We start from the raw sequence: 23,726 nt of genomic DNA on the forward strand, positions 1-23,726 counted from the left end.
TTAACTTTTTAAGGCCGGAATGGTTCCTGCATGGAAATGCTCTTAACGGGTGGATAATAGATATAAGCCACTCTATGCTCCAGTCCCTGGAGGGCCCGGGGTTCGTAACGTTTATAACGGAGGGACGTACATGGCTATTTTCGCTGGCGGGAAGAATATCCGGGCAGCATTGGGTGCGGCAGTCATGCTTATTGCATTGGCTCCTGCGGCGATTGCCGAGAAATATGCATCGATCGTCGTCGACGCAGACACGAACGAAGTGCTGCACGCGCGTCATGCAGATGAACCGCGTTACCCGGCCTCCCTGACCAAGGCCATGACCCTCTATATGCTCTTCGACTCGCTGAAGTCCGGCGAAGTCACGCTCAATGAACGCCTTTATGTTTCAAGACACGCTGCAAGCCAGCCGCCATCGGCCTTGCGCCTGAAGGCTGGTTCTACAATCAGCGTGAAGGACGCCATCGAGGCTCTCGTGACCAAGTCGGCCAATGATGTGGCTGCGGTTGTGGGCGAACGCCTCGGCGGGACCGAATCGCGATTCGCAACGCTGATGACCGCGAAAGCCAAATCTCTCGGGATGAACAATACGACGTTCCGCAACGCATCGGGCCTGCCGGATACGCGCCAGCTGTCCACGGCGCGCGACATGGCAATCCTGGCCGAACGCCTGCTGGAAGATCACGCCGACTATTACCACTATTTCTCACGTGCCAGTTTTTCCTGGGGTGGCCGGACCTACAAGAACCACAATAACCTGCTCGCATCGGTTGCCGGTGTGGATGGTATCAAGACCGGTTATACGCGCGCGTCTGGCTTCAACCTCATGGCGTCAGCCAAGCGGTCCGATCGCCGCGTCATCGCTGTCATGTTTGGTGGCTCGACCGCCAAGTCGCGCGATGCGCACGTAACCGATCTGATTGAAGCGGCCTATAACAGCTTTGATGAGAACAATGAGGCGGACGAGCTGAAAGCCAGCTACGCGTTCAGCGCGCTTCAGTCGCCAATTGATCCGGATGGCGCAGCCCTGCCGATGCTGAACGGCCAGGTCTACAACGCGAATAATCCTCGCGGCGAAGGTGACGAAAGCGGCACCTTCGAAGAGCTGGTCCCGGCACTGGCCGAATAGGCTCAGCCGACAAAAGACACTGACGATAAACAAAGAAGGGCGCTCCAAACTGGAGCGCCCTTCGTTTTGGTCTCATCCAAACTGGACGAGCAAAATGTCTTAGAAGGCGATTTCTGCACCCGCCAGGTTTGGCAACTGGAGCAGGATGAGCAGGTCGCGCAGCTCCTGGCGCGCCGCGACATGGCTCATCGTGAAGGCGACGTTGGAGCCGCGTTCGGTGAGATCCAGCAGCGTCAGACCAGCCGGGAAGAGCTCGCGATAGATCACGCGCTCGGACAGGCCTGGCGCGAGGCGGAAGCCAATCCGTTTGGAGAGATTGCTTAGCGCCTCACCGACCTTCTGCTTGTTGCGTGCTTCAAGCGGGGAGACCCGGTTGCGCATCACAATCCAGTCGATCGGTTTGCGCGAGGCTTGCGCTTTCTTCTTGCGGCAGTTCCAGACCATCTCGGAATAGAAGCTCGGCCGGATCACTTCCAGCGTCTGCGGGTTCACATCGCCCAGAAGGTCAAAGTCCACAAAGCTGTCATTGAGCGGCGTAATCAGCGTGTCCGCGCTGGTATGCGCGAGTCGCGACAGGAATGTATCGCCGCCGGGCGCGTCGATGATGATATAGTCACTCACCTGTTTCAGGCGCTCAATGGCGCCCATCAGCCGATCGGTTTCTTCTTTTTCAGCGGTGTCGAGGTCGCGCTCGGTGCTTGCATCAACGCGGATAATTTCCGGCATGGGCAGCTTTGAGCCCGTCGACTGCATCCAGCGTAGCCGGTTCTCGAGATAACGGGTCAGGGTGCGTTGGCGCACATCAAGGTCGATAATGCCGACGCGCTGTTCCATGCGCATCAAGGCAACGGCCAGGTGCATTGAGACAGTCGACTTGCCTGCGCCACCCTTTTCATTGCCTACAACGATGACACGGCACTCGCCGCCAGACGACTGCCGCAAAGTCAGCGGACTCTCAGGTGTGTCTACAGTTCTGAATCCATCTGCTGGCATTCGGGGTCACTCCACATTCGCCGTGCGTCACGGATACCGGTTTATCAGGCTGCCTGACGGAACAGGCCCTGAGTGTCCGTTTCAGCGGCAAAGGAAATGGACGCCACATCCTGTTCGTCAAAGAGCAGATCATCAAATTGGCTTGAAGAATGAGCGCTGACCATCATCGGCTCACCATCAAACAGATCATTGTCGAAGCTCATCGTGCCGAGGCTCATCGCCGGCTCGGCTTCAACAAAAATCGGGGAATCAATCGAGATGCGAGACAGTGTCTCGCGCAGACGGCCCATTGATGCCGAGAGGGCATTCAGCGCATCGCTGTGAGCGGAGCGCTCATGATCTGCATCGAACAACCAGTCATCTTGCACATCGCCCTTGCAATCATCGAGTGGACGCCGGATAGGCTCAAACGCGAGATCTGCTTTGGGCTTACCAGCCCGGCGGGTGAAAGAGGTGAGGCTGGCAACCGCCAGCATGGCTTTCAGTCGAGGCATGATGGGCTTTCTCATAAGTGAACAATTCAAGCGAAATGGTTAACAGGTCGTTTACGAAATCAGAATTCGGAGGCTTCTCCAAGTGAACAATCAGGCAGCCAGGATCGTCCGAACGCGCACTGAACTGCGCGAAGCGGTGGCGGCAGAACGGCAAAAAGGCAAGAAAATCGGGTTCGTACCGACAATGGGCGCCCTGCATGATGGGCACATTTCGCTCGTCGAAAAAGCTGGGGATAAATGTGAGTGCGTCGTCGCGAGCATTTTCGTGAACCCCACCCAGTTCGCCCCAGGTGAGGATCTCGACCGGTATCCGCGAAACGAGGAGGGCGATGTCGCGCGCCTCAGTGCGGCGGGCTGTAATCTCGTCTACTGCCCAAGCGTTGAAGAGATGTATCCCGAAGGGTCTCTGACGAATGTCCGGGTCGAGGAAATGTCCGACCTGCTCGACGGCATCTACCGTCCGCACTTCTTCTATGGCGTCGCCACGGTGGTCGCGCGTCTCTTCATACACGTCCAGCCGGACGTCGCCGTCTTCGGTGAGAAGGACTACCAGCAGCTGCAGATCATCAAGCGCATGGTTCGTGACCTGGGATTTGCTATCGAGGTTATCGGTGGCAAGACCTGGCGCGATCCCGACGGGTTGGCCCAGTCCTCGCGCAATGCCTATCTCAGCGAAGAAGAGCGACAGCGTGCAAATGAGATCTTTGCCGCGCTTCACCGCGCAGCGGCCCGAATTCGAATCGGTGTTCCGGTCCACGAAGCGGTTCGCGAAGCGCGCGGCTCAATTCTCGGCGCCGGGTTTTCAAAGCTGGATTATGTTAGCGCGGTGGATCCGGCGACACTGCAGGATCTGCCGGATGGGCCGCTTGAAAAAGACCAGGGCTGCCGGCTTCTCGCGGCAGCCTGGATGGGATCAACGCGTCTGATCGACAATATTGGCCTGTAGGAGAGAGAGCCAGGCGTGTCCGCCTTAACGTGAGCCTTTGGCCTTCCCGGCGCTGGCATATTGCTGGTTCGGCACATTGCCGCGCACATAGATGAGCACACCATCAGCGATGGCGGGGATGAGGCGTTCAGCGACGTCCCGCTCAAGGGCAGGACATCCCCAGCTGCGACCCATCTTGGCGCGCGTCGGCGTGACATAGTCGGCGCCATGGATGACGATGGCGCGCTCACGGGCCCTGGAATTCTCACGGTCGAGACCGTCCAGGCGCAGGGACAGGCCGTGCTTTCCGTAATAGGTTTCAGCGGTCACATACGTGCCGAGCGATGTCATCTTCGATCCGCTGATATTCGAGAACGCATCGGCGATGCCGTCATGGTTCTTGTCGGAGTTGCGGCCGTGCGAGACCAGAAAGGCCTCAGCCTGCATTGTCTTCATATCGATCAGGAAAAAGCGCGGCTCGCTTGAGTGCTTGCTGTAATCGATGACGATCATCATATCGTCATTCTTCACGCGGTCCTGATGAGCGGCCTTGGCAGCGAGCGCCTCGCCCCAGAGGTCGGTGCCCATAGCCTGATCAGCCGTTTTCGCCGAAGCGAAATTGGCCGGGAGGAGCGCGATGAGAAATGAAACCAGGGAATAACGTAGAATGTTTTGCATGGTTCCAGACTCGCAGAAAAATCTGACGAGAAAAAGACAGGTTCCATTACAAGATCAACAGAAACTGCAATTTCTGGCGCGGCGCTAGCCTGAGGAGGCGGCGCCAGTGCTGGTGACCGTCGCGGCGATAATCGCTGTGAACACGATATCTATCGCCTGCATGGCGGCTTTTGTCGGGCCGATCGCGCCTTTCGAAATCGCCTTGATGCGATCCTTGTTCTGCTTGATGAGATCCTTGTCGAAATTCTTGCGCAGAAGGAACGTCTTGTCCGCCAGTGCGATCGTCACGCAATCTTCCTGCGAGAGGTCGATCTTCCCGGCGATTGCTTTGGAGAGGCGGGAAATCATGTCTGCCTCAGGCTGGCCGTTCGCTTCAGGATAGTTTTTCCAGCTGAACATCAGGAAGCTTTTCTTGTCTTCATGGAGGATACCCTGGCGCACCAGAGACTCGGCCTGCATGCGCATCAGGTCAGACGAGTTTCCGAGCTTCCACACATAATCGCTAATCGACTTGCCGGGGCCTTTCTTCACGATCGTCTCAAGGCAATGGTTCAGAAAAGCGTCGTCGACGGGGGACGCGTCTTCAATCACGAGCTTTTTGGGCTTGTCGGGATCAGGCGCTATCCGGCCCCGGAACATAAGGTCTGCAAGCGCGCCGCCAGCGATCGCATACTCGACCATATGCCCCTGTTTCTCGCCGTCATCATTCTTCCGAGACAGCAGGAACAGGCTTTCAGGGATCGTCAACGACATCTCGGTCTCCTCATCTTCAACATCATTCGTCGAAGGCATGATATGAGAAGTGTATATCGTTTTTCAATATGGAGGGCGAGACGCCGCTAGAAAACGCGTGGACGCTCGGTCTTGTCGACATGCAGGCCGCACTCGGTCTTGGCCTGTCCAGCCCAGCGGCCGGAACGGACATCGCCCGGGTCTGCAGCCGGCTTCGTGCAGGGCCAGCAACCAATGGATGGATAGCCCTGATCGATCAGCGGGTGCTTCGGCAGGTTGCGACGCTTGAGGAAGCTGTTCACATCATCCTGCGTCCAGCTTGCGAGCGGGTTCACCTTGTAGCGGCCTTGCGCAAACTCGAAGACAGGCAGGCTGAGGCGTGCGCCGCCGTGAAAGCGCTTACGGCCGGTGATCCAGGCATCAAAACCTTCAAGCGCCGGCTCGAGTGGACGGACTTTGCGCAGGGCGCAGCAGGCGTCCGGATCTGATTTCCAGAGCGTGTTCTTCGGGTCGAGGACCTTGCGCTCAGTTTCATTCGGCGGAATGTCGCGAACATTGGTCAGGCCGAGACGCTCCGTCAGCTCCGCCTTGTAGTCCAGCGTCTGCGGGAAGTGCATCCCAGTTTCCAGGAAGATGATCGGAAAGTCCGGGTCAACATCGGCGAGCAGCGCGAGCATTACGGCGCTCTCAGCGCCAAAGCTCGATACATAAGTGATCTTGTCTTGCCATTCGCGAACGAATGACGCCCGCAGGATCGTGGTTGCGGATGCATCGCGCAGTTCGCCGTTCAGACGGGCAAGACGCTCGTCGACAGGCTGGGCTGCCCGAATTTTTTGATCCGCATAAGGCATGAAACGCCCCTAATCCTTCTGGTGGCGGCGAGAGAAGACTGACACGCTTCCATTCGCTGCCGGTTGATAGAACGCTGAAAATTCCTTCAGCGCCTCTACAACAGAAGGTAGTTCGGCTCTCTCGGTCTCAAAAGCATCGAACCCTGAACGGTTCATATAGAGAATCTGATCTCTTAACACTTGGCCGACCGCGCGAAGCTCTCCTGTATAGCCGAACCGGCCACGCAAAAGCTGTGCCTGCGAGTATCCCCGGCCGTCGGTATATTTAGGGAAGCTGACCTCGATCAGAGCCACCCGGTCGACGAATTCGGCCAGTTCATGCGGGTCGTCTGCTGGCTCGAGGCGCACGCCGATATCGGTATTGCGCGCAAGAAGGAGCTCTGTCTCGCTGCGAAAGCGCGCCAGAGAAACGGTGATGCAGCCACCGGGCGACAAGGGGGCTTCGTCCGGAACGAAGGCCCAGATATCGTCGACCTCGCGGCCATTCTTAATCAGCGGCATAAATAACTTCCTTGAACGGCTCCATGCCTTCGCGTTCGAAGGTCTCGATGAAGGGTTCATCCTTGCTGGTTCTGAGCTGGCGGTAGCGCTCGACAATACGCTTCAGCGCATCGGGCACTTCGTCCGCCTTCAGGCCGGGGCCGGCGATATCGCCAATCCGGGCTTTCTCATCGGCGCGGCCACCGAGCGTGATCTGGTAATATTCCTCACCTTTCCGGTCGACACCCAGAATGCCGACATGGCCGACATGGTGGTGCCCGCAGGCATTGATGCAGCCGGAAATGTTGATGTGGAACTTGCCGATGTCTTCCTGGTCGTCAGGATCTGTGAAGGCGTCCTGAATGGCCATACCCACCGGGATGGAGCGGGCATTGGCGAGATTGCAATAGTCGAGGCCCGGGCAGACGATCATGTCCGAGATCAGCCCTTCGTTCGGTGTCGCCAGACCGGCTGCCTTCAGCTCGGCATGGATCGCGGGAAGGTCATCCAGCGCAATGTGCGGCAGGATGAGGTTCTGCGTGTGCGTCACGCGCACATCATCATGACCGTATTTTTCGGCAAGGTCGGCAACCACCATCATCTGCGCGTCGGTCGCATCACCTGTCGCAACGCCGTTCGGCTTCAGGCTGATCGTGATCGAGGTATATCCGTTCACCTTGTGCGGATGGGTGTTGATCCGCACCCAGCGGGCAAGGCCGGTATCGTCCTGCGTCATCGCATCATGAAGTTTCTGCGCGGCGTCCGGGCGTTCAGGCAGCTCTGGTGGGGCAAAATAGGAATGGATACGGTCGATCTCTGCCTGCGGCAGCGTGATCTTCTCCGCGTCGCGTTGCGCGGCAAATTCGTCCTCGACGAGCTTGGTGAACTCTTCTTCGCCGGTCTCGGAAACGAGGATCTTGATGCGCGCCTTGTACTTGTTATCCCGGCGGCCAAAGCGGTTGTAGACCCGCATGATTGCCTCAAGATAATCGAGCAATTGATGCTCCGGCACGAAGTCAGCGATTTTCGCGGCAATATGCGGCGTGCGTCCCTGACCCCCGCCAACATGCACTTCAAATCCGACCTGGCCGTCACGCTCGCGCATGTGCAGGCCGATATCGTGCACACGGATTGCCGCTCGGTCATGTTCGGCGGCCGTCACGGCGATCTTGAACTTGCGCGGCAGGAAGGCGAATTCCGGATGGAAGGTCGACCATTGCCGGATGATCTCGCACCATGGGCGAGGGTCCATCACCTCGTCTTTGGCCGCGCCGGCGAAGTGGTCGCTTGTCGTATTGCGGATACAGTTGCCGCTGGTCTGGATGGCGTGCATCTCGACGTCGGCCAGCTCGGCCAGGACGTCCGGAATGTCCTTCAGCGCGACCCAGTTGAACTGGATGTTCTGCCGCGTCGTGAAGTGGCCATAGCCGCGATCATAATCGCGCGCGATCTTTGCCAGCTTGCGCATCTGCGTCGGGTTCAGCTGGCCGTACGGAATGGCGATCCGCAGCATGTAGGCATGCAGCTGAAGGTAGACGCCATTCTGCAGCCGTAGCGGCTTGAACTCGTCTTCCTTGATTTCGCCGGATAGGCGGCGCGCCACCTGACCTCTGAATTGTTCAACGCGATCGCGGACGATCTGCGCGTCGAACTCGTCATATCTATACATCGGTAACCTCGTGGAGATGGGGCAGGCCAAGCTCGCGCTCGCAGCGCGCAATCCAGGCCTGGACCGCCGGAAATTCGGACACGTCGAACCCGCCTTCATGGGCAAGACGGGTGTAAGCGAGAAGGGATATGTCAGCGAGCGTCATGGCGTCACCGCCGGCAATCCAGTCATTGCCGAGCAGGGCAAGTTCCATCCGGCCCAGCGCGCGGCGGCCCTTGGCCATCAGGTGCGGATCGATCTCCGCTTCGGGTTTCTTCTCATAGAGCTTCTGGAAGCGGCGAACGGCAATCGCCGTTTCGTGGGAATATTGCTCCCAGAACTGCCATTCGAGCACCTTGGCGCGTTCGAACTTGTCTTCCGGGATAAGCTCGCTGCCATCGGCCAGAAAGGAGATGATCGCATTCGACTGAGCCAGCGTCTTGCCGTTCGGAAATTCAACGACGGGCACCTGGCCGAACGGGTTGATGGCGAGAAACGCGTCTGTTCGCGTCTCGCCCTTCGTGATGTCGACCTCGACCCATTCGTGCTCGATGCCGAGGCGTTCTGCGACCCATTTCACCTTGAGGCAATTGCCCGATATGCTGTCGCCATAAATGCGGATCATCGTGCTGCTCTTTGCGGCTCGTGTTAAACGGTTGGACCGTTGGCGCGGATGGTTTCCCGCAAGGTCTCGCGGCCCGCTATATCGCCATTGTCAGAAACTTCCATGAAATACGGGTCGGTCACCCGCCCCTCATCGGCCGCAGCCTGCGCCAGGCGCGCTTCGGCCTCTTCGCCTGTGAATACGCCGATGTCGGACGCGTCATTCGTCCACTCACCGGCCTGGTTCATCCAGACGACGCGGCCGCTCGCGGTTTCCCAGGCGGTGACTGTTTTGGGTTGGTCAGGCTTCAGTTTTGGACGGACGGACGTCATGCCAGCGCCTCTTCAATGATTGGGGTTTGTGCGTCTGCAGGAAGGCTTGCGACCTCCCCGATAATCAAGAGGGCAGGGCCCTTTATTCCGCGCGCTGCGATAATAGCTGACAGATCGGCAATCTTGCCGAAGGCGCGTTTTTCATTGGCGCGCGTGCCATTCTCGATGACGGCGACCGGCATATCGCCCGGAAGGCCCGCCTCGCGCAGCTTGTCTGAGATGATGCCAGCGGTCCCGACGCCCATGAAGACGACGACGGTCTGGTGCGGCTTGGCAAGTCCAGCCCAATCAAGATCAGGCACCCCGCCTTTCTTGGCATGGCCGGTGACGAAGGTGACAGACTGGGCGTGGTCACGATGGGTCAGCGGAAGCGTTACCGATGCGGCGCAGCCAAGGGCCGATGAAATGCCCGGCACGACATCTGCCTCGATCCCGGCCTCGCGAAGCGCATCGACTTCCTCGCCCCCGCGTCCGAAAATGAAAGGATCTCCGCCCTTGAGACGGACAACGCGTTTGCCTTCGTGGGCGGCCGCAATCATCAGCTCGTGAATGCCGTCCTGTGGGACAAGATGCTCGCCCTTCGACTTGCCGACTGGCACACGCTCGGCATCGCGGCGGACCATGTCCATGATTTCAGGCGACACCAGCTTGTCATGGAAGACGATATCCGCCTGCTGAATCAGCCGGAAGGCCTTCAGCGTGAGGAGTTCGGGGTCACCCGGACCGGCGCCGACAATATGGACGGGGCCGATGACCGCGCTATCGGCGCTAAATTGCTCAAGCGTTTCGGCCATGAGCGCTTCGGCGCGGGCTTCATCGCCAGCATAGACGGCTTCAGCCACCGGGCCACGAAGCGCGCTCTCCCAGAAATGGCGCCGACGGGTTTCGTCGCTGATGGCCTCTTTCACTGCGGCGCGCCAGCGCTGGGCGAGCGCTGCGAGGTCACCGATACGGTCTGGCAACAGGGTTTCGAGTTTGGCGCGGATGTCCTTTGCGAGGACGGGCGCTGCACCGCCCGTGGCGACGGCCGCTACGATCTCGCCGCGATCCAGCAGGCTCGGCACCGTGAAGTCGCAGAGATGTTTGCGGTCCACGGCGTTCACCGGCACGCCGTGCGAATGAGCCAGCGCCACGGCCGCTTCTGCCTCTGCATCGCCGTCAAGCGCGACAATGGCAAAGCGCGCATCGACGAGGGCGCCTTCTGCTTTGTCGGGGGCGACCAGCTGCACCTGTTCACCAAACGCCGCCGCCCAGTCCGGGGCGCGATCGGTCACAAGCTTGATGGTGGCTTCGGTCTTGGCGACAAGCCGGGCTTTGCGCTCAGCATTGATGCCATCGCCAAAGATCACCACATGGGCATCGTCCATCAGGAAGAAGGCTGGAAACTGGCGCATGGGAGGGATCGCTTCTCGCAGTGTCGGTGTTGTAGCTGGGTAAATGGGGCTTGTGGCGCTCTCTCAGCAAGCGTAGACCCCTGATCCGATCGTTTAGATAAACTATGAAGGGCTGCGGGGTCCATGCTCAAATGTTTTGTCGTGGGGGCAGCTTGATGAAAAAGGGATGCGAGGAATGGCGCGCCGGGCGGACAAATGTCCGTTCAAGCGGCAGCAACGCCGCCAGCAACCAAAAATCCGCCGCCCGCCGCGGCCAAACAGTTGAACACGGACTCCCCAATGGCCGATAGCAATGACCGCCTTCCACCCCTGAATGCGCTGCGTGCCTTTGAAGCGGCTGCCCGACGCCTGTCTTTCAGCAAGGCAGCAGACGAACTGAATGTCACGCCGGGGGCGATCTCGCAGCACATTCGCCAGCTTGAAGAATATGCAGGCACACCGCTTTTCAAGCGGACAGGGCGCAGCGTCCTGTTGACCGACGCGGCGCAGGCAAGCCTGCCACTTGTGCGCGAAGCGTTTTCCAAAATCGCCGAGTCCGGCAGGATCATGCAACAGCCAGCCCGCAAGGGCCGGGTGATGGTGTCGTGTGCACCAAGCTTTGCGGCCAAATGGATGGCGCCCCGCCTCGACAAATTTCATATCTCCAATCCCGGCGTCGAAGCCTGGTTGTCGGCTGACATGTCGATCACCGATTTTACCACCGCAGACGCCGACTTCGCCATTCGCTATGGGCGAGGCAATTATGATGGCCTGAAGTCAGAAAAACTTATGGACGAGACTGTGCTTCCGGTCTGCTCGCCGCGCCTGCTCGAAGGCTCCGATGCGATCCGCAGGCCGGAAGATCTCGCCAAGCATACGCTCATTCATGATGAGAGCACAGAGCAGGATCCGTCTTGCCCGGACTGGACCAGCTGGCTGGCCGCGCGCGGCGTCGCCGACAAGGTGGACTCGCACAGAGGCCCTCGCTTCAACCAGTCGTCACTGGCCATCGAGGCGGCGGCATCCGGGCGCGGTGTGGTCCTGGCCAAGCGGGCGATTGCCTCGTCTGACATGGCGGCGGGGCGTCTCATTGCTCCGTTCGCAGATGGCTCAACAAGCATTGATTTCGGCTACTGGCTTGTCTGGCCCAAAGGGCGGCACCTCACCGAGGATGTGCGCGCTTTCATCAAATGGATCAAAGCCGAAGCCGCTGCGAGTGAAATTCACGGGGTTTGACCGTCCTTGCGAAGTATCTCGTATTTTGACATCGCGATGGACTGGTAACCTAACGTTAAGACCAAATCGGGGACACATAGTCTCGAGGCTTTTCGGGGGTCCGGGCAGATGTTGTTTCTGCTGAACGATCAGATTGTCGATGTTGAGATTCCAGAGATGCATCTGGAACGGCGATGGCGACGTATTGGCTGTGGCAGACCCCACGCCTTCCGTGCACATGATGTTGTGAATTTCGTTCACGCGCGTCTCGAGCAGGCGCGCTTTTTTGTTCACGGCGTAGACCATCAGGAAGCCTGCGATCTCGCCGCCCTGGTCATTGCCCGGACCGGTGCAAACAGCCTGATCCTGCGTCGCAGCGCAGATGGATCGACACAGCCGCACTTGCGGATCATCCCCCACCAGGTGCTGGAAGTTTATGCGCGCGGGGCCGCAAACGATGAAGGCTCCGCACCCTATCGGAGTGCAGAGCCTCGTCGCGCATTCAGCTAGTCCGCGAGACTAATTTCCACCCGGAATGTCGATTTGTGCCGGCGCGCCCGGTCCAAGATCGAAGCCCAGGAACAGCCAGATCATCATTAGGGCGACGCCCGTGATCAGCATCCAGATCGAATAAGGAATCATCATCGCCGTCAGGCTGCCGAGGCCGAAATTCTTCTGCCAGCGCTGGGCAAAGACCAGGATCAGCGGGAAGTAAACCATCAGCGGCGTGATGATATTGGTCGCGCCGTCACCGACACGGTAGGCCGCTGTGGCCCCATCCGGACTGATCCCCACCAGCATCAGCATAGGCACCAGCACCGGCGCAAGCAGCGCCCACTTCGCGCTGGCCGAGCCAACAAAGAGGTTCAGTGCCGCCGAGAAAATGACGATGAGCCCGAGCACCAGGGGAAGCGGCAAGCCGCTATTCTGGATCGCATCGGCGCCATGCACCGCCGTGATCAGGCCAAGGTTCGACCAGCCGAACATCGCCACGAAGTGGGCGGCGGCGAAGGCGAGGACGAGATAATAGGCCATGTCCCGCATTCCGCTCGCCATCATGTCGACGAGGTCTCGGTGGTTCTTGATCGTGCCAGCGGCGGAGCCATAGGCCCAGCCGGCGGCGAGGAAGAGGATGAGGAAGGCGGCGACGAGCGAGCGGAACAGCGGGCCCGCCTGAACGTACCAGGCCGCGCCCTCATTGCCCGGACCGTCCGCGAGCAGCGGTGTGCCCGGCCCGATTGTCATGAAAACCCATAGGATGATGACACCAAGAATGGCGAGGCCCGCCCGCCCAAGGCCTTTCTTCTCGCCATCGGTGAGCGGCTTGTCCTCATCGCCATAGATCTGCGTATCGCTGTCGGCGTCGGGCTTCCATTTGCCAAGGCGCGGCTCAATGATCTTGTCGGTCACGAACCAGATCACCGGCAGATAGATGAAGAGAAGCACGGCAATGAAGTACCAGTTGCCGGCAAAGTTCACCGACCAGCCTGCATCGATATTGCTGGCTTCATAGGCGCTCTCGGTGATCCCGAAGAGGAGGGCGTCGAGTTGGCCCGGTGTGAAGTTGGCCGAGAAGCCGCCGGATACGCCCGCGAAGGCTGCCGCGATCCCGGCAAGCGGGTGGCGACCTGCCGAAGCGAATATGATCGCCGCGAGCGGGATCATCACAACATAACCGGCATCGGCTGCATGGTTCGACAGCATTGCGATCAGCGCTACCAGAGGCGTCAGCATCGCTTTTGGCGCGCCGCGAACGGCTGCCCGGATGGCGCTGCCGAACAGGCCCGATCGTTCTGCCACGCCAGCGCCAAGCATCACGACCAGCACATAGCCCAGCGGATGGAAGTGCGTGAACGTGGCTGGCATCTCGACCCAGAGCCGCTGGATATTTTCAGGAGAGAACAGGCTGACAGCCTCCTCAACCTGCGGCGTGCCATCTGGATTGGTGAGGCTTGGATGAAGCGCGGAGACGCCAACCCAGGCGCAAATCGCGGAAATGATCATCAGCGCGATGATGAGATAGAAGAAGATAAAAACCGGGTCCGGGAGCCTGTTGCCCGTCTTCTCGACCCAGCCGAGAAATCCCTTCTGCGGCGCCTGCGCGCTTTGATCTGACATCCGTTTCAGCCCTCGAAATTTTGATTATGCCGACCCTAGCCGCGCTCTGCGGTAGAAGGCAATCCAGTCAGCCGCTTTCCAAGGGCTGCCAGATCGGCTAGCGACGGGCGCGAACACTTATCTGAAAAACTGATTTTTCCTCCATGTCACTTTCACCTGCCGAAGAAGCCGCCCGCAGGCGGACATTTGCCATCATTTCGCACCCGGATGCCGGTAAGACGACGCTGACCGAGAACCTGCTGCTCGCAGGCGGCGCAATCCGTCTGGCTGGCCAGGTGGCCGCGCGCGGTGAGCGCCGTCGCACGAGCTCTGACTGGATGAAGATCGAACGCGACCGCGGCATCTCGGTCTCGGCCTCCGTCATGACGTTCGAGCATGATGACCTCATGTTCAACCTGCTCGATACGCCCGGCCACGAGGACTTCTCCGAGGACACCTATCGCACGCTGACGGCGGCAGATTCTGCAGTCATGGTGCTGGACGCCGCCAAAGGCATCGAGCCGCAGACGCTGAAACTGTTTGAAGTCTGCCGGATGCGCGACATCCCGATCATCACCTTCATCAACAAGATGGACCGTGAAGCGCTCGACCCGCTGGAACTGCTCGACGAGATCCAGGACAAGCTGCAACTCGACACCTCGCCGCTCTACTGGCCAGCTGCGTCCGGCCAGCGCTTTGCCGGCATGAAGGATCTGCGCAAGGGCGACTTTGTTTCCTATCTCAAGAAGACTGCGGACCAGAATATGGAGCCGGGGCCAAGCACGCGCGTCGGTATGCAGGAAGCGCGCGGGACGCTCGACACAATGGTCATGGACGAGTTGGAGGAGGGCGCTGACCTCGCCTCCGAAGCCTTGCCGGACTTTGACGAGCAAGCCTTCCGAGAGGGCCATATGACGCCCGTCGTCTTCGGCTCCGCGCTTCGTCACTTCGGCGTCAATGAGCTGCTCTCGACGCTGGCCGAGTTCGCGCCCGCTCCGCGCCCGCAATCGGCCGAGAAGAAGGGCGAGAAAGTCACGATCGAGCGCTCTGACAAGGGCGTCGCGGGCTTCGTCTTCAAGATCCAGGCGAATATGGACCCGAACCACCGCGACCGCGTCGCTTTCCTGCGTCTCTGCTCAGGCGAGTTCAAGCGCGGCATGCGCCTCAAGACGACCGAGAACAAGCAACTCAATATCCACAATCCGCTGATGTTCCTCGCCCAGGACCGTGAGATTGCCGAGACAGCCTATGCAGGCGATGTGATCGGCGTGCCGAACCATGGCCAGCTGCGCGTCGGTGACAGCCTGTCCGAGAATGGCGACATCAAGTTCAAGGGCATTCCGAACTTCGCGCCGGAAATCCTGCGCCGGGCGCGTCCGAAGGACCCGATGAAATCCAAACACCTTCGCAAGGCGCTCGAAAGTCTGGCCGAGGAGGGCGTCACCCAGCTTTTCATCCCGGCACTCGGCTCGGACATGATTGTCGGCGCGGTCGGCTCGCTTCAGATCGATGTGATGGCAGAGCGCGTCGCCGCCGAATACAATCTCGAAGTCGTGTTCGAACAGGCCACCTACAATGTCGCGCGCTGGATATCGTCAGACGACCCGGAAAAGCTGGAAGCCTTCCTTGAAAAGAACCGTGGCACCACGGGCACCGATCTTGATGGCGCGCCCGTTTACCTCGCCAAGAATGCCTGGGATGTCGGCTACGCGCAGGAAAAGAACCCCGACCTCAAATTCACCGCGACCAAGGAACGGATGGTCTGAGCAACTGATCGTTCAGCGCGGATTCAGCTGCGCTGGACAAGGCTCGCCGATCAGGTGAACATGCGGTCCAGACCGAACGTGTGACCGATCGGACGAAGGGAATATGCGATGATCAGGTTCCTCTCCTTATTGTTGATACTGGCAGGCATCGGCTTCGTCGCCTGGGGCGGGCTTCGCTATTACAAAGGCGAAACGGGCGCCTCGCCTGAAATATCCGAAGCGAGCACATCGGCGCCGGCCGAAATGGCGAGAGAGCGAACGCCTGGTGCGCCAGTTGAAGCCTTTGTGGCCGACGATGAGGATACGTTTTCGACCGCCAGTACCCGCAGCAGCATGATGAGCCGCTTGCGGACCGTCCCTATCGCGCATGAGACGCCCTCGTCCGCGCGCTACAATCGAAGCTTCGAGGTCACTGTCGCGATCGATGCGACCGGGGACAGCACAGCGGTCGATGCGCTTCCAGGCGAAGGCAATATCGTCGAGGGTGAGGCGCAGGTTCTGGAGAAGGCGCAGGCCATTCTGTCCGGGCCAGCCTTTGACATCCAGGCCATTTCGCCATCCATCCAGACCGTCTCTCCCGTCACTGAAAATGTCTGGCGCTGGAAAGTGACCCCGCTGGAAACCGGTGTGCAGACCCTACGGATCGAGCTTTTCGCGCTTGAAAACAATGAAGCGCTGCCGATCAGAACCTTCTCTGACAGTGTCGAGGTGAAGGTCTCCCGCCTTGGACAGGTCATCGCTGCGGCGGACCAGTTCGACCCACTGTTCATGGTGCTCGGCGGTGTCGGCTCCCTCTTGGCTGGCCTGTTCGGTGTTGCCCGCTTCTTTCGCGGAAAATAGCGCTGACCTGAACCCTGTATGATCAGGCCTTCAGGAACCGCTCGATCTCCTCGATGAAGATCTTCGAGGCCGGTTCGCGGCCTAGCAGCAGGTGGTTGTTGCTTTCCAGCGTCAGGAATTCGGCGTTTGGCAGCTCAGCGGCAATCTGCTTGCCGGATGCGATCGGAATGCGCATGTCGCCGCGGCAATGAATGACGAGCGTCGGCGCTTGCACGTCCTTGAGACGATCGCGCACATCAAGCAGGGAAAAGGCTTCAAGAAACCGGACCGCATTCTCGGGCGACGTCGTGTTTTTCTGGAATTCGTCAAACCAGGCGAGTTCTTCGGCTGTCGCGTCCGGCATGAAGGTGCGCGAGAACACATGCCGGTAGGCCGGATTTTGCCGGCCCCACCCGGTTTCGGTCAGCACCATCATGGCTTCGCGCTCCTTGGCCTCTTCGGGGGTCGCCGTGTGCCGCCAACCGGCCGTATATCCGCCGAACAGGATGAGGTGTGAGACCTTGTCGGGATGGCGCGCCGCGTATTCGATGGAGACGGCCGCGCCCTGGCTGATGCCCAGCAATGGAAATTTTTCAAGGCCAGCCGCATCGACGATCCGTTCGAGGTCGCTGACGAACGTCTCGAAGCTGATATCCGGCACGTCCCAGTCGGACAGCCCGCATCCGCGTTCATCATATCGGACGAAATTGAACGTGGTCGCCAGTTGACGGAAGAGCGGGCTCCAGATCGGCGCTTCCCAGTCCAGTTCGAGGTGTGACAGCCAATTGGCCGCCTTGACCAGCGGTGGATTGGACTCGCTGCCAACGCTCGCCCACGCAAGCAGGGCATTGTCTTCAGTCTTGGCAAAACGAATGGACTGGGTCGGGACGAGAACGCCGTCAGGCGTATCGGTTGAGGCGGTGTTGGCGATGGGCGCGATGCTGCTTTCGGAAGGGGAGGAGAATGAGGGCGCGTCCAGCCCCTGCGCTTCAAAGGCCTGATGCAAGTCTTCAGCCAGCGCGTCAGCTTCCCGTTCTCGTCCCAGTCCGCGCCGGGCGTCGACCGCATATGCAGCCGCGATGGGGTCGAAAGGGGCGTCCTGCAGCCACCTGTCGGCCCATCGCTCCGAGGCTTCGGGGGGCAGGTCAGGACAGACCGCCAGGCGGCGCGCAAGACGCACACGCAGCCTGATGACTTCATTTCGTTGCTGGGACAGCCATGCCGAAAACCCGGGCTGGTTGGGCAGCTCGCAATCTTCCAGCAACTCGGATTCGGTCATCTCCCAGGCCTCGATGAGGTCTTCCGGGCGCGCCTCATTGCCGTTCGCGATGTCTCGCATTTTCAGGAAATCGATGTCCACGCCTTCAATGTCGAACTGAACCCGTTCGCGGTCTGCAACAATCCGCGTGACATCATCGCGGTCGAACACGCTGCGGAGTTTGCTCAAGGACCAGCGCAGGGCGCCACGCGGATCGTCCGGCAGATCCCAGAGAAGGTCACATAAACGCTCGCGTCTGTGCAGTCGTCCAGTCATCGCCAGATAGGCCAGCAATGCACGCGTCTTGCGGGAGGCAGGCAGCGCCACGTCTTCGCCCCCTGCAATTACGCGCACGGGACCAAACACCTGAATGGTGAGCTTGCTCATCTTCAATCTCTAATGGCTGTTGGCCTGCACCCGGAATCGCAGCCGGTTGTCACCGAGCTGCTTGTCCCGCTTCCTTCAGCCTTTACCACAGATTGGCGCGGGCTTGGGACAAAAAAGAACCCTGCGATGAGCGCAGGGCGCCTGGCATTTGGAGATTGGCTGTCCGGTCACGAGATCGTTTCCGGACCAACTGACTGAGCAGGCCAGTCAACCGAATGCCCGTCATCTCTCGCTGGATGAAATAGCCTTGCGCCTGTTCGGCGTACTCCGCTTCGTGAAGGGTCGCTAGCAGGAGAGGATGCGCCGGACGGACCTGCGGGACAGGGATGCGGTGCGATCTTTCAGACTAGCTGTCTTCCCGCTCACTTGCCGCGCGTTTCTCGTTTTCGTCTGAGGCCGGTTTGCTCTGGCCGCTGTCATCCTCTTTACCCTGGCGCTGACGGCCAAGGCCCTCTGGTGCGTCTGGCCAGTCGAAATGGATATCGCGCTGCGGGAAGGGGATCGTGATGCCTTCGCGCTCGAACACCCGCGCGATCTCGTGGCGAACTTCGCTGGGCGCGACCACGATGTGGTCTGCAACGATAAAGGCGCGCAGTTCGAAATTCACCGAGCTGTCGGCAAAATCTTTGAACACGACATAGGGCTGCGGGTATTTGTGGATGTACTGGACCGACTCTGCGATCTCCAGGAGCAGCTTCTCGACCTTGCGCGTGTCGCTGCCATACTTCACGCCCACGGCGATCGCGACGCGCATGACGTCGCTCTTATGGGTCCAGTTGCCGAAGGAATTGCTGACAAGTTCCGCATTCGGAACGATGATCGAACGACGGTCGAAGGTCAGGACTTCGGTCGCACGCACATTGATCTTCTGCACAGTGCCTTCGCCCGACGGGGTGACGATCCAGTCGCCAATCTTGAAGGGCCTCTCGAACAGCAGGATCAGGCCGGCGACGAAGTTGCTTACGATACTCTGCAGGCCGAACCCGATGCCTACAGAGAGCGCACCGGCAATGATCGCAAGGCTCGAAAGATCGAAGCCGATCACACCGACGGCTGATATGATGGCGATGATGACGCCGGCATAGCCGAGCAGCGTGACAAGTGAGTTGGCCGCGCCGCTGCTGATGTGGGACTTGGGCAGGATCTGGCGCTCCAGCGTGCGCTGGATGAGGCGGGTCGCCAGCATGATCGCAAACACGGTGAACAGGGCTGAGAGGATTCCGCCGATGGAAATGCGCTGCCCGGCGATGTCAAATCCGGACAGGATTTGCTTGATCTCGGTCCAGAGCTCGGCCGGCGGCATGCCAAAAGCCAGGGCCAGAAATGGTGGCAGGGCCAGGATAACGATCGTGTCGACACTGCTCTTGATCCAGAATTCCGAGTTGATCAGGCTCGTATCGTCGTCTGCCTCATCCTGCTCCCGCGCGGATGCGTAACGGCGCTTTTCAACGACGCCGGATAGCATTTTGAGCGCTGCGGCCCGGACGAATTCGCGCACGAGGATCGCGATCATGAGAACGATCGAAACCAGAACAATGCGTTCGACAATATAGCCCGAGAGGAAGTGATACCCTGCAAGGGACGTCACCACGACTGTGAAGGCAAGAAGCAGAATGAGCCAGCGAATAACAATGCGCACCGTCGATTTTCCGGTGTCTGTTTTCGCTCTCAGCTTGATGGCAAGCCAGACGAGCAGGCCCCCCGTCAGCAGGGCAAAGCAGAACGTGCGCAGGGCTGTGAGCGCACTCCCTGGTGAGGCCAGCACGCCGGTCGCTGTAAAAACGGAGTCCGCGGCAAAGGCGACAACAAGAATAAGAAAGGAGATGGAAATGGCCCGCGCCGTCTCATCGCCGACACCGATGAGGCGGAAGGCTGTTGTGCGCGGTGCCATGACGGAGGATACGAGGGCGCGCATGCAGAGAACCGCGATCATGACGAATGCTATAGATTGTCCGGCGGGCGTGTCGAACAGCTTTATGCCGAACAGATAGCCGACGCCTGCAATCGCCAGAACCACAGCAAAAGCCGTTGAGAAGCGCAGCAGGAAGCTCGTCATGGCCAGCGTTGCCACAGTCTGACGGCTCGGACGCCTTTGGGTGTTTCGCTTGGTCTCCCAGCGATAGAAGGCTCTGTACAGCAGCATCAGCCCGCCCAGCAGGACGAAGGATACGAGAGACAGGATCAGCACGGGGTAGGGCGCACCCCGATCTATCTGCGACTGTCGCCAGGCGCTCGCCTGCCGCAAGATATGGTTCCAGACATCGTCGACCGTCTGGAGGCCCTCAACCCACACAGCAGGACGAACCGGTGAGAGGCCGCGCTCCGCCACGGATGAGACGAATGCCGTCTCGCGTTCTTGTGTAATCTGGTCAGAAAGCCGGCTGGCATCAATTGCAAGGAGACGGGCATCCGCAGCCGCGATGCTCGCGCGGCGCTGAAGCTCCCGATAGGGAGCGGTCACGCCGGAAAGCTCGCTGCTCGCGAGGCGGTCCGGCTCGCTTGTGTCTGCGGCGGGGCTCTCATTGCTCGCCGTCTCGCCTGACTGCGAGGCGTCGGCTGTCTCACGCTTTCCGGGCAGGAGATCCGCGACCGCGTCCAGTGCTTCCTGCGACTGGGTCCGGATGGTCATCGCGCGTTGTTCGAGCGTGCCGAGCTCATCTCGGATACTCGATAATCGGAAGATCCTGCTGCCGAGGGCGCTGTTGTCATCGACCGCCTCTTCGGCTTCTGACAGGTCTTGGATTTCGCCTGCAATGGCATCCAGCCGTGTTTCGATTTCCGATAGCCGTTCCAGCGCCCCATCACTGATTGTCGACTGGCCGAAAGCGGGCATTGCCAGCATGAGGGCGAAGAGGAAAACCAGACCGTTGATCACCTTCAGGGCTGATCTCATCGGTATCATCGTCTTTCGCGTCTGTTCGGGTGGGGCTCGGGCTTGGCTCCGGACTTCTCTAAAGCGTCAGTTGTCTGTTTGAAACCATTTTGCTGCGCTGGCCTCAAACCGGCAGCGCACCTTCCAAAAGATCACGACCTACTTGATGTCCGTGGCGCGAACAGCCAATTGCTGCGTCTATATGACGACGAAGACTTCGTTCTCGTTGCCGATCACCATGACGGGCGACCCCATTGGCAAGCCTGGCAAGCTTATCCGAGCGCAGCATCAATCAGCAGGAACGCGGCCAGCCGAGGGCTTGCTGATTTCGATGAATGACAGGTCTTGTCGAGCGCCATCAGGGCGTCCGGCTCTTCCATGGTGAGGAATTCGCGGGCCATCGCCATCAGCTGGCGGTCTGCGTCGAGGCGTTTCTGGACGCGCTGGACCTGCCGGGCGGCGGCATCGACAATCGCTTTGCGACGCATGCCTTCGCTCTTGCGGGCGGCATTGGCGATCCGCTTCTTGTCGCGTGGACGGAAGATTTCCGACAGTCGGATACCTGAATCCAGAAGCCGGTGGATAATCTCTTCGGCGTTTTCTTCACGCGGGAGAGGGGCCTGCTCGTCACGTTCCATGTCCGCGATGATGTCGCGCCACTGTTGGCTATCGGCGCGTGTCTCGGCCGCTGGAGCCGGCGGTGTCTGAATCTCGGTTTCGACGTCAGGTTCGATGTCGATCTCGATCTCCGGTTCGGCCTCTGCATCTGCGATCATGTCAGTGTCTTCGTCTTCGGCGAAGTCTTCAGCGGCGGCAAGATTGGCGGCCTGACGACCCCCGACAGGTTTCAGATAGCCCGGCGTGCGATCGCTGGCCCGGCGGCGAAACTGCACCGGTTCATTGGCCACAGGCGATCCCTCGACCTCATTTTCATTGTCGGCTTCGACCTTTGGTGTCGCCGCTGGTGTTTCGGGGGCCCGGCTGGCGCGAGGCTCGTCCTGGTCTTCGAACAGCTCGGTGTCATCGCGGTTTTGCGCAGGCGGCCTGTCATCGGTGCGAGCCGTCGTTTGGGCCGGCTCGTCAAACACATCGTCATCCTCAAGCGTTGGCTGGGATGGTCCGCGCTGAGCCGCAGGACGGGCAGCGTCACGCCGCGTCTCTTCATGCAGATAAGGATCTGGAGAAACTTCCAGTCGTGAACCGCGGATCTGCTCATCGCTCATGCCGGTTTCGTGCTTGAGCTGGCGCGCCGCTGACGTCGCATCGAGGCTGGCAGTTTTCAGCGCGGCAAGCGAGCGTGCGGCCTTTTCGGAGGCTTCCAGAGCTTCGGCCTGTATGTCGCGCGACGCCATGCGGGCCCGCTCAAGGGCGGAGTTCACCGCGTCCGTCAGCCTGTCACCGGTTGTCGACGCGCTGGCGGCGACCATTTCGCCGGCCCGGAGCGCTTGCTCGACCATCTTGCGGGACTGTTCGAGCTTCTCTTCCATGCGCGTGACCGCAAAGATCAGCTCTTCGCTGCGCTTGGCCGCCTCGACCGACATCTTGTCCAGCGACGACACTTTTTCGGTCAGACTTGCGCTGGCGGTTTGCAGGGTCTCAAGACGGATTTCGAGGGCCTGGTCGGCTTGCGCAATATCGGACGCTGCCGCGCGCGCTGAATCGCGCATCTGAGCGGCCTGGCGCGGGATCGCTTCGCCCATCATCTCGGTCTGTTTACGAATATCAGAGGCCAGCGTTTCGAGCGCCTTGCGCTCATCGCCGAGGCGTCCGGACAGCTCTTTCGCATTATCGGCGGTGACGTAGGATACGCTCTCAAGGCGTTGTCTTTCATCAGAAATTTCACCCGCCATCGCCTTCATCGACGACAAGGCATGCGCCATGGAGCGGTCCACTTCGGACGCCGATTTCTTCATGTGCTCGGCGAAGACTGTCGCGTCGGACCCGGTTTTTTCCATCGGGGCCAGCAGGCGTGCGGCCGCTTCCAGCACCACGGCATTGGTCGAGGCGGCGCGAGAGTTTTCGCGCGCCAGCATGCCAGCCAGCAAGATCATGAAGCCGGGAATGGCGAGGGCGACACCGCCAGCGGCGATCACCGCGGCGGAATATTCGGAGAGCTGTTCGAGGCCGAGCAGGGCTGTGACACCGCCAAAGGCGGCCACCCACCAGGCGAGCGCGAGGCCAAGACCAAGCCAGCCAAACGCCCGTCCCCGGTCACGCGCCTCTTCCAGCGCGGCCAGATGGCGCGATGGCGGAGACGCCGATTGGATCGGCGTCACAGTCGGAAGCGACTCTGGGCGGGGTGTGCGGGTGTCATCCATGGCGGCCAATCTACTCGATACTCGACAATCCTGCGACCAAAAAGTCACAGGCAATGGCCCCAGTCCCTCGACTGCCATTTGGACAGTCACGGTTGGGGCGGTCAACCCATGCATGCATACATTATGCCGCTTTAATGTGAGCTGAACGGGGCCGTTTCGCGTTTTTTACTCCCAAAACGGGAATTTACGGCGCGAGTTTCTCGTAAAGAACATGATCGCGCCACGCCCCATCAAGTAGAAGATGGCGCTCGGCCAGGCCGATTTCGCGAAAGCCAAGGCGCTCGATGAGCGTGCGTGAGCGTTCATTGTGAGGCATGATCGAGGCCTGGACGCGGTGCAGGTCGAACTCACCGAAGGCGAGGTCCAACACATCATCCAGCGCGCGGCGCATCACCGACTGGCCCTCATGGCGCCGGTCCAGCATGTAGCCCAGCACTGCCGACATGAATGGCCCGCGCGTCACCTGGTCGAGATCGATCTTGCCGATCACCTCTTCGCCCTTGTGGATGATGCAGAACCGGTAGGCCTTGTCGTCTTTCCACTCGGCCTTGGCGAGCTTGCAGGCCTCACGCCAGTGACGCGGTGTGAAGTAATGATCGGTGCGCGTTGGGGCGAAAGGCTGGAACCGCTCGCGATTGATCTCCAGGAAATGCGCAACCCGTTTCGGGTCGGTCTCATGCAACGCAACAAGTTCGAACATCTACCAACAGCCACCATTCTGGTTGGACAAGAGAGCGGGGCGGCTTTGTAAACGCGAT

Annotated in this window: 21 protein-coding genes; 6 read left to right on the plus strand and 15 right to left on the minus strand. The window is 60.0% G+C overall.

Annotation, left to right across the window (positions count from 1 at the left end):
• Positions 1 to 130 precede the first annotated feature (130 nt).
• Positions 131 to 1,126: a D-alanyl-D-alanine carboxypeptidase family protein gene (locus WNY37_RS08155; protein WP_342972969.1), complete on the plus strand. Its 996-nt coding sequence runs from the start codon at positions 131 to 133 to the stop codon at positions 1,124 to 1,126.
• 99 nt (positions 1,127 to 1,225) lie between these two features.
• Here the strand turns inward: WNY37_RS08155 and WNY37_RS08160 are convergent, their stop codons facing one another.
• Both WNY37_RS08160 and WNY37_RS08165 read right to left on the minus strand, forming a co-directional pair.
• Positions 1,226 to 2,119 carry a division plane positioning ATPase MipZ gene (locus tag WNY37_RS08160; RefSeq protein WP_342972970.1) on the minus strand — a complete coding sequence of 298 codons (894 nt, stop codon included), beginning with the start codon at positions 2,117 to 2,119 and terminating at the stop codon, positions 1,226 to 1,228.
• Between the two features lie 44 nt (positions 2,120 to 2,163).
• A complete protein-coding gene (locus WNY37_RS08165) occupies positions 2,164 to 2,613 on the minus strand; it encodes a hypothetical protein (RefSeq protein WP_342972971.1) in 450 nt (149 codons plus the stop codon).
• Between the two features lie 82 nt (positions 2,614 to 2,695).
• Here WNY37_RS08165 and panC point away from each other — a divergent pair, with 82 nt between their 5' ends.
• A complete protein-coding gene (gene panC, locus WNY37_RS08170) occupies positions 2,696 to 3,559 on the plus strand; it encodes a pantoate--beta-alanine ligase (RefSeq protein WP_342972972.1) in 864 nt (287 codons plus the stop codon).
• A gap of 24 nt (positions 3,560 to 3,583) precedes the next feature.
• Here panC and WNY37_RS08175 read toward each other — a convergent pair whose 3' ends face one another.
• The 8 genes from WNY37_RS08175 to cysG all read right to left on the minus strand — a co-directional run bounded on the left by WNY37_RS08175 (position 3,584) and on the right by cysG (position 10,257).
• Positions 3,584 to 4,216 carry a murein L,D-transpeptidase catalytic domain family protein gene (locus WNY37_RS08175; RefSeq protein WP_342972973.1) on the minus strand — a complete coding sequence of 211 codons (633 nt, stop codon included), beginning with the start codon at positions 4,214 to 4,216 and terminating at the stop codon, positions 3,584 to 3,586.
• Positions 4,217 to 4,300: 84 nt separating this feature from the next.
• Positions 4,301 to 4,969 carry a GPP34 family phosphoprotein gene (locus tag WNY37_RS08180; RefSeq protein WP_342972974.1) on the minus strand — a complete coding sequence of 223 codons (669 nt, stop codon included), beginning with the start codon at positions 4,967 to 4,969 and terminating at the stop codon, positions 4,301 to 4,303.
• Positions 4,970 to 5,055: 86 nt separating this feature from the next.
• The gene (locus tag WNY37_RS08185; RefSeq protein ID WP_342972975.1) at positions 5,056 to 5,799 is read right to left on the minus strand and encodes a phosphoadenylyl-sulfate reductase; all 744 of its coding nucleotides are present in this window, start codon (positions 5,797 to 5,799) and stop codon (positions 5,056 to 5,058) included.
• Positions 5,800 to 5,808: 9 nt separating this feature from the next.
• On the minus strand, positions 5,809 to 6,300 hold the full coding sequence (locus WNY37_RS08190; RefSeq protein ID WP_342972976.1) for a DUF934 domain-containing protein: 492 nt from the start codon (positions 6,298 to 6,300) through the stop codon (positions 5,809 to 5,811).
• Positions 6,287 to 7,948, minus strand: coding sequence for a nitrite/sulfite reductase (locus WNY37_RS08195; RefSeq protein WP_342972977.1), 1,662 nt, complete (start codon positions 7,946 to 7,948; stop codon positions 6,287 to 6,289). The genes WNY37_RS08190 and WNY37_RS08195 overlap by 14 nt, the downstream gene beginning before the upstream one ends.
• Positions 7,941 to 8,552, minus strand: a complete 612-nt coding sequence (locus WNY37_RS08200; protein ID WP_342972978.1) for a glutathione S-transferase family protein — start codon at positions 8,550 to 8,552, stop codon at positions 7,941 to 7,943. The genes WNY37_RS08195 and WNY37_RS08200 overlap by 8 nt, the downstream gene beginning before the upstream one ends.
• 23 nt (positions 8,553 to 8,575) lie before the next feature.
• Positions 8,576 to 8,863 (minus strand): DUF2849 domain-containing protein, encoded by a 288-nt coding sequence (locus WNY37_RS08205; protein ID WP_342972979.1) that lies wholly within the window; start codon positions 8,861 to 8,863, stop codon positions 8,576 to 8,578.
• The gene (gene cysG / locus WNY37_RS08210; protein ID WP_342972980.1) at positions 8,860 to 10,257 is read right to left on the minus strand and encodes a siroheme synthase CysG; all 1,398 of its coding nucleotides are present in this window, start codon (positions 10,255 to 10,257) and stop codon (positions 8,860 to 8,862) included. Before cysG ends, WNY37_RS08205 begins: the two co-directional genes overlap by 4 nt.
• Positions 10,258 to 10,536: 279 nt before the next feature.
• Between cysG and gcvA the strand changes: the two genes are divergently transcribed.
• Together gcvA and WNY37_RS08220 are read left to right on the plus strand one after the other, a co-directional pair.
• A complete protein-coding gene (gene gcvA / locus WNY37_RS08215; RefSeq protein WP_342972981.1) occupies positions 10,537 to 11,472 on the plus strand; it encodes a transcriptional regulator GcvA in 936 nt (311 codons plus the stop codon).
• A 108-nt stretch (positions 11,473 to 11,580) separates the two neighbouring features.
• A complete protein-coding gene (locus tag WNY37_RS08220) occupies positions 11,581 to 11,961 on the plus strand; it encodes a hypothetical protein (RefSeq protein ID WP_342972982.1) in 381 nt (126 codons plus the stop codon).
• 9 nt (positions 11,962 to 11,970) lie between these two features.
• Here the strand turns inward: WNY37_RS08220 and WNY37_RS08225 are convergent, their stop codons facing one another.
• Positions 11,971 to 13,569 (minus strand): AbgT family transporter, encoded by a 1,599-nt coding sequence (locus tag WNY37_RS08225; protein ID WP_342972983.1) that lies wholly within the window; start codon positions 13,567 to 13,569, stop codon positions 11,971 to 11,973.
• Between the two features lie 143 nt (positions 13,570 to 13,712).
• Here WNY37_RS08225 and WNY37_RS08230 point away from each other — a divergent pair, with 143 nt between their 5' ends.
• The gene (locus WNY37_RS08230) at positions 13,713 to 15,314 is read left to right on the plus strand and encodes a peptide chain release factor 3 (protein ID WP_342972984.1); all 1,602 of its coding nucleotides are present in this window, start codon (positions 13,713 to 13,715) and stop codon (positions 15,312 to 15,314) included.
• A 108-nt stretch (positions 15,315 to 15,422) separates the two neighbouring features.
• The gene (locus WNY37_RS08235) at positions 15,423 to 16,154 is read left to right on the plus strand and encodes a hypothetical protein (RefSeq protein ID WP_342972985.1); all 732 of its coding nucleotides are present in this window, start codon (positions 15,423 to 15,425) and stop codon (positions 16,152 to 16,154) included.
• Positions 16,155 to 16,176: 22 nt separating this feature from the next.
• Here WNY37_RS08235 and WNY37_RS08240 read toward each other — a convergent pair whose 3' ends face one another.
• From WNY37_RS08240 to WNY37_RS08255, 4 genes are all read right to left on the minus strand, one after another.
• Positions 16,177 to 17,778 (minus strand): alpha/beta fold hydrolase, encoded by a 1,602-nt coding sequence (locus WNY37_RS08240; protein ID WP_342972986.1) that lies wholly within the window; start codon positions 17,776 to 17,778, stop codon positions 16,177 to 16,179.
• A 346-nt stretch (positions 17,779 to 18,124) separates the two neighbouring features.
• Positions 18,125 to 20,671 carry a DUF3772 domain-containing protein gene (locus WNY37_RS08245; RefSeq protein ID WP_342972987.1) on the minus strand — a complete coding sequence of 849 codons (2,547 nt, stop codon included), beginning with the start codon at positions 20,669 to 20,671 and terminating at the stop codon, positions 18,125 to 18,127.
• 251 nt (positions 20,672 to 20,922) lie between these two features.
• A complete protein-coding gene (locus WNY37_RS08250) occupies positions 20,923 to 22,968 on the minus strand; it encodes a hypothetical protein (RefSeq protein WP_342972988.1) in 2,046 nt (681 codons plus the stop codon).
• Between the two features lie 184 nt (positions 22,969 to 23,152).
• Positions 23,153 to 23,668, minus strand: a complete 516-nt coding sequence (locus WNY37_RS08255; protein WP_342972989.1) for a GNAT family N-acetyltransferase — start codon at positions 23,666 to 23,668, stop codon at positions 23,153 to 23,155.
• Between the last annotated feature and the right edge of the window lie 58 nt (positions 23,669 to 23,726).

Origin of the sequence: Henriciella sp. AS95, from assembly GCF_038900055.1 — a bacterium.
Classification (GTDB): Bacteria; Pseudomonadota; Alphaproteobacteria; order Caulobacterales; family Hyphomonadaceae; genus Henriciella.

Bases quoted from the DNA above. Each gene is read 5' to 3' on its own strand.
- WNY37_RS08155 (WP_342972969.1), top strand. From the start codon at position 131: ATGGCTATTTTCGCTGGCGGGAAGAATATCCGGGCAGCATTGGGTGCG.
- WNY37_RS08160 (WP_342972970.1), bottom strand. From the start codon at position 2,119: ATGCCAGCAGATGGATTCAGAACTGTAGACACACCTGAGAGTCCGCTG.
- WNY37_RS08165 (WP_342972971.1), bottom strand. From the start codon at position 2,613: ATGCCTCGACTGAAAGCCATGCTGGCGGTTGCCAGCCTCACCTCTTTC.
- WNY37_RS08175 (WP_342972973.1), bottom strand. From the start codon at position 4,216: ATGCAAAACATTCTACGTTATTCCCTGGTTTCATTTCTCATCGCGCTC.
- WNY37_RS08180 (WP_342972974.1), bottom strand. From the start codon at position 4,969: ATGTCGTTGACGATCCCTGAAAGCCTGTTCCTGCTGTCTCGGAAGAAT.
- WNY37_RS08185 (WP_342972975.1), bottom strand. From the start codon at position 5,799: ATGCCTTATGCGGATCAAAAAATTCGGGCAGCCCAGCCTGTCGACGAG.
- WNY37_RS08190 (WP_342972976.1), bottom strand. From the start codon at position 6,300: ATGCCGCTGATTAAGAATGGCCGCGAGGTCGACGATATCTGGGCCTTC.
- WNY37_RS08195 (WP_342972977.1), bottom strand. From the start codon at position 7,948: ATGTATAGATATGACGAGTTCGACGCGCAGATCGTCCGCGATCGCGTT.
- WNY37_RS08200 (WP_342972978.1), bottom strand. From the start codon at position 8,552: ATGATCCGCATTTATGGCGACAGCATATCGGGCAATTGCCTCAAGGTG.
- WNY37_RS08205 (WP_342972979.1), bottom strand. From the start codon at position 8,863: ATGACGTCCGTCCGTCCAAAACTGAAGCCTGACCAACCCAAAACAGTC.
- cysG (WP_342972980.1), bottom strand. From the start codon at position 10,257: ATGCGCCAGTTTCCAGCCTTCTTCCTGATGGACGATGCCCATGTGGTG.
- gcvA (WP_342972981.1), top strand. From the start codon at position 10,537: ATGGCCGATAGCAATGACCGCCTTCCACCCCTGAATGCGCTGCGTGCC.
- WNY37_RS08220 (WP_342972982.1), top strand. From the start codon at position 11,581: ATGTTGTTTCTGCTGAACGATCAGATTGTCGATGTTGAGATTCCAGAG.
- WNY37_RS08225 (WP_342972983.1), bottom strand. From the start codon at position 13,569: ATGTCAGATCAAAGCGCGCAGGCGCCGCAGAAGGGATTTCTCGGCTGG.
- WNY37_RS08230 (WP_342972984.1), top strand. From the start codon at position 13,713: ATGTCACTTTCACCTGCCGAAGAAGCCGCCCGCAGGCGGACATTTGCC.
- WNY37_RS08235 (WP_342972985.1), top strand. From the start codon at position 15,423: ATGATCAGGTTCCTCTCCTTATTGTTGATACTGGCAGGCATCGGCTTC.
- WNY37_RS08240 (WP_342972986.1), bottom strand. From the start codon at position 17,778: ATGAGCAAGCTCACCATTCAGGTGTTTGGTCCCGTGCGCGTAATTGCA.
- WNY37_RS08245 (WP_342972987.1), bottom strand. From the start codon at position 20,671: ATGAGATCAGCCCTGAAGGTGATCAACGGTCTGGTTTTCCTCTTCGCC.
- WNY37_RS08250 (WP_342972988.1), bottom strand. From the start codon at position 22,968: ATGGATGACACCCGCACACCCCGCCCAGAGTCGCTTCCGACTGTGACG.
- WNY37_RS08255 (WP_342972989.1), bottom strand. From the start codon at position 23,668: ATGTTCGAACTTGTTGCGTTGCATGAGACCGACCCGAAACGGGTTGCG.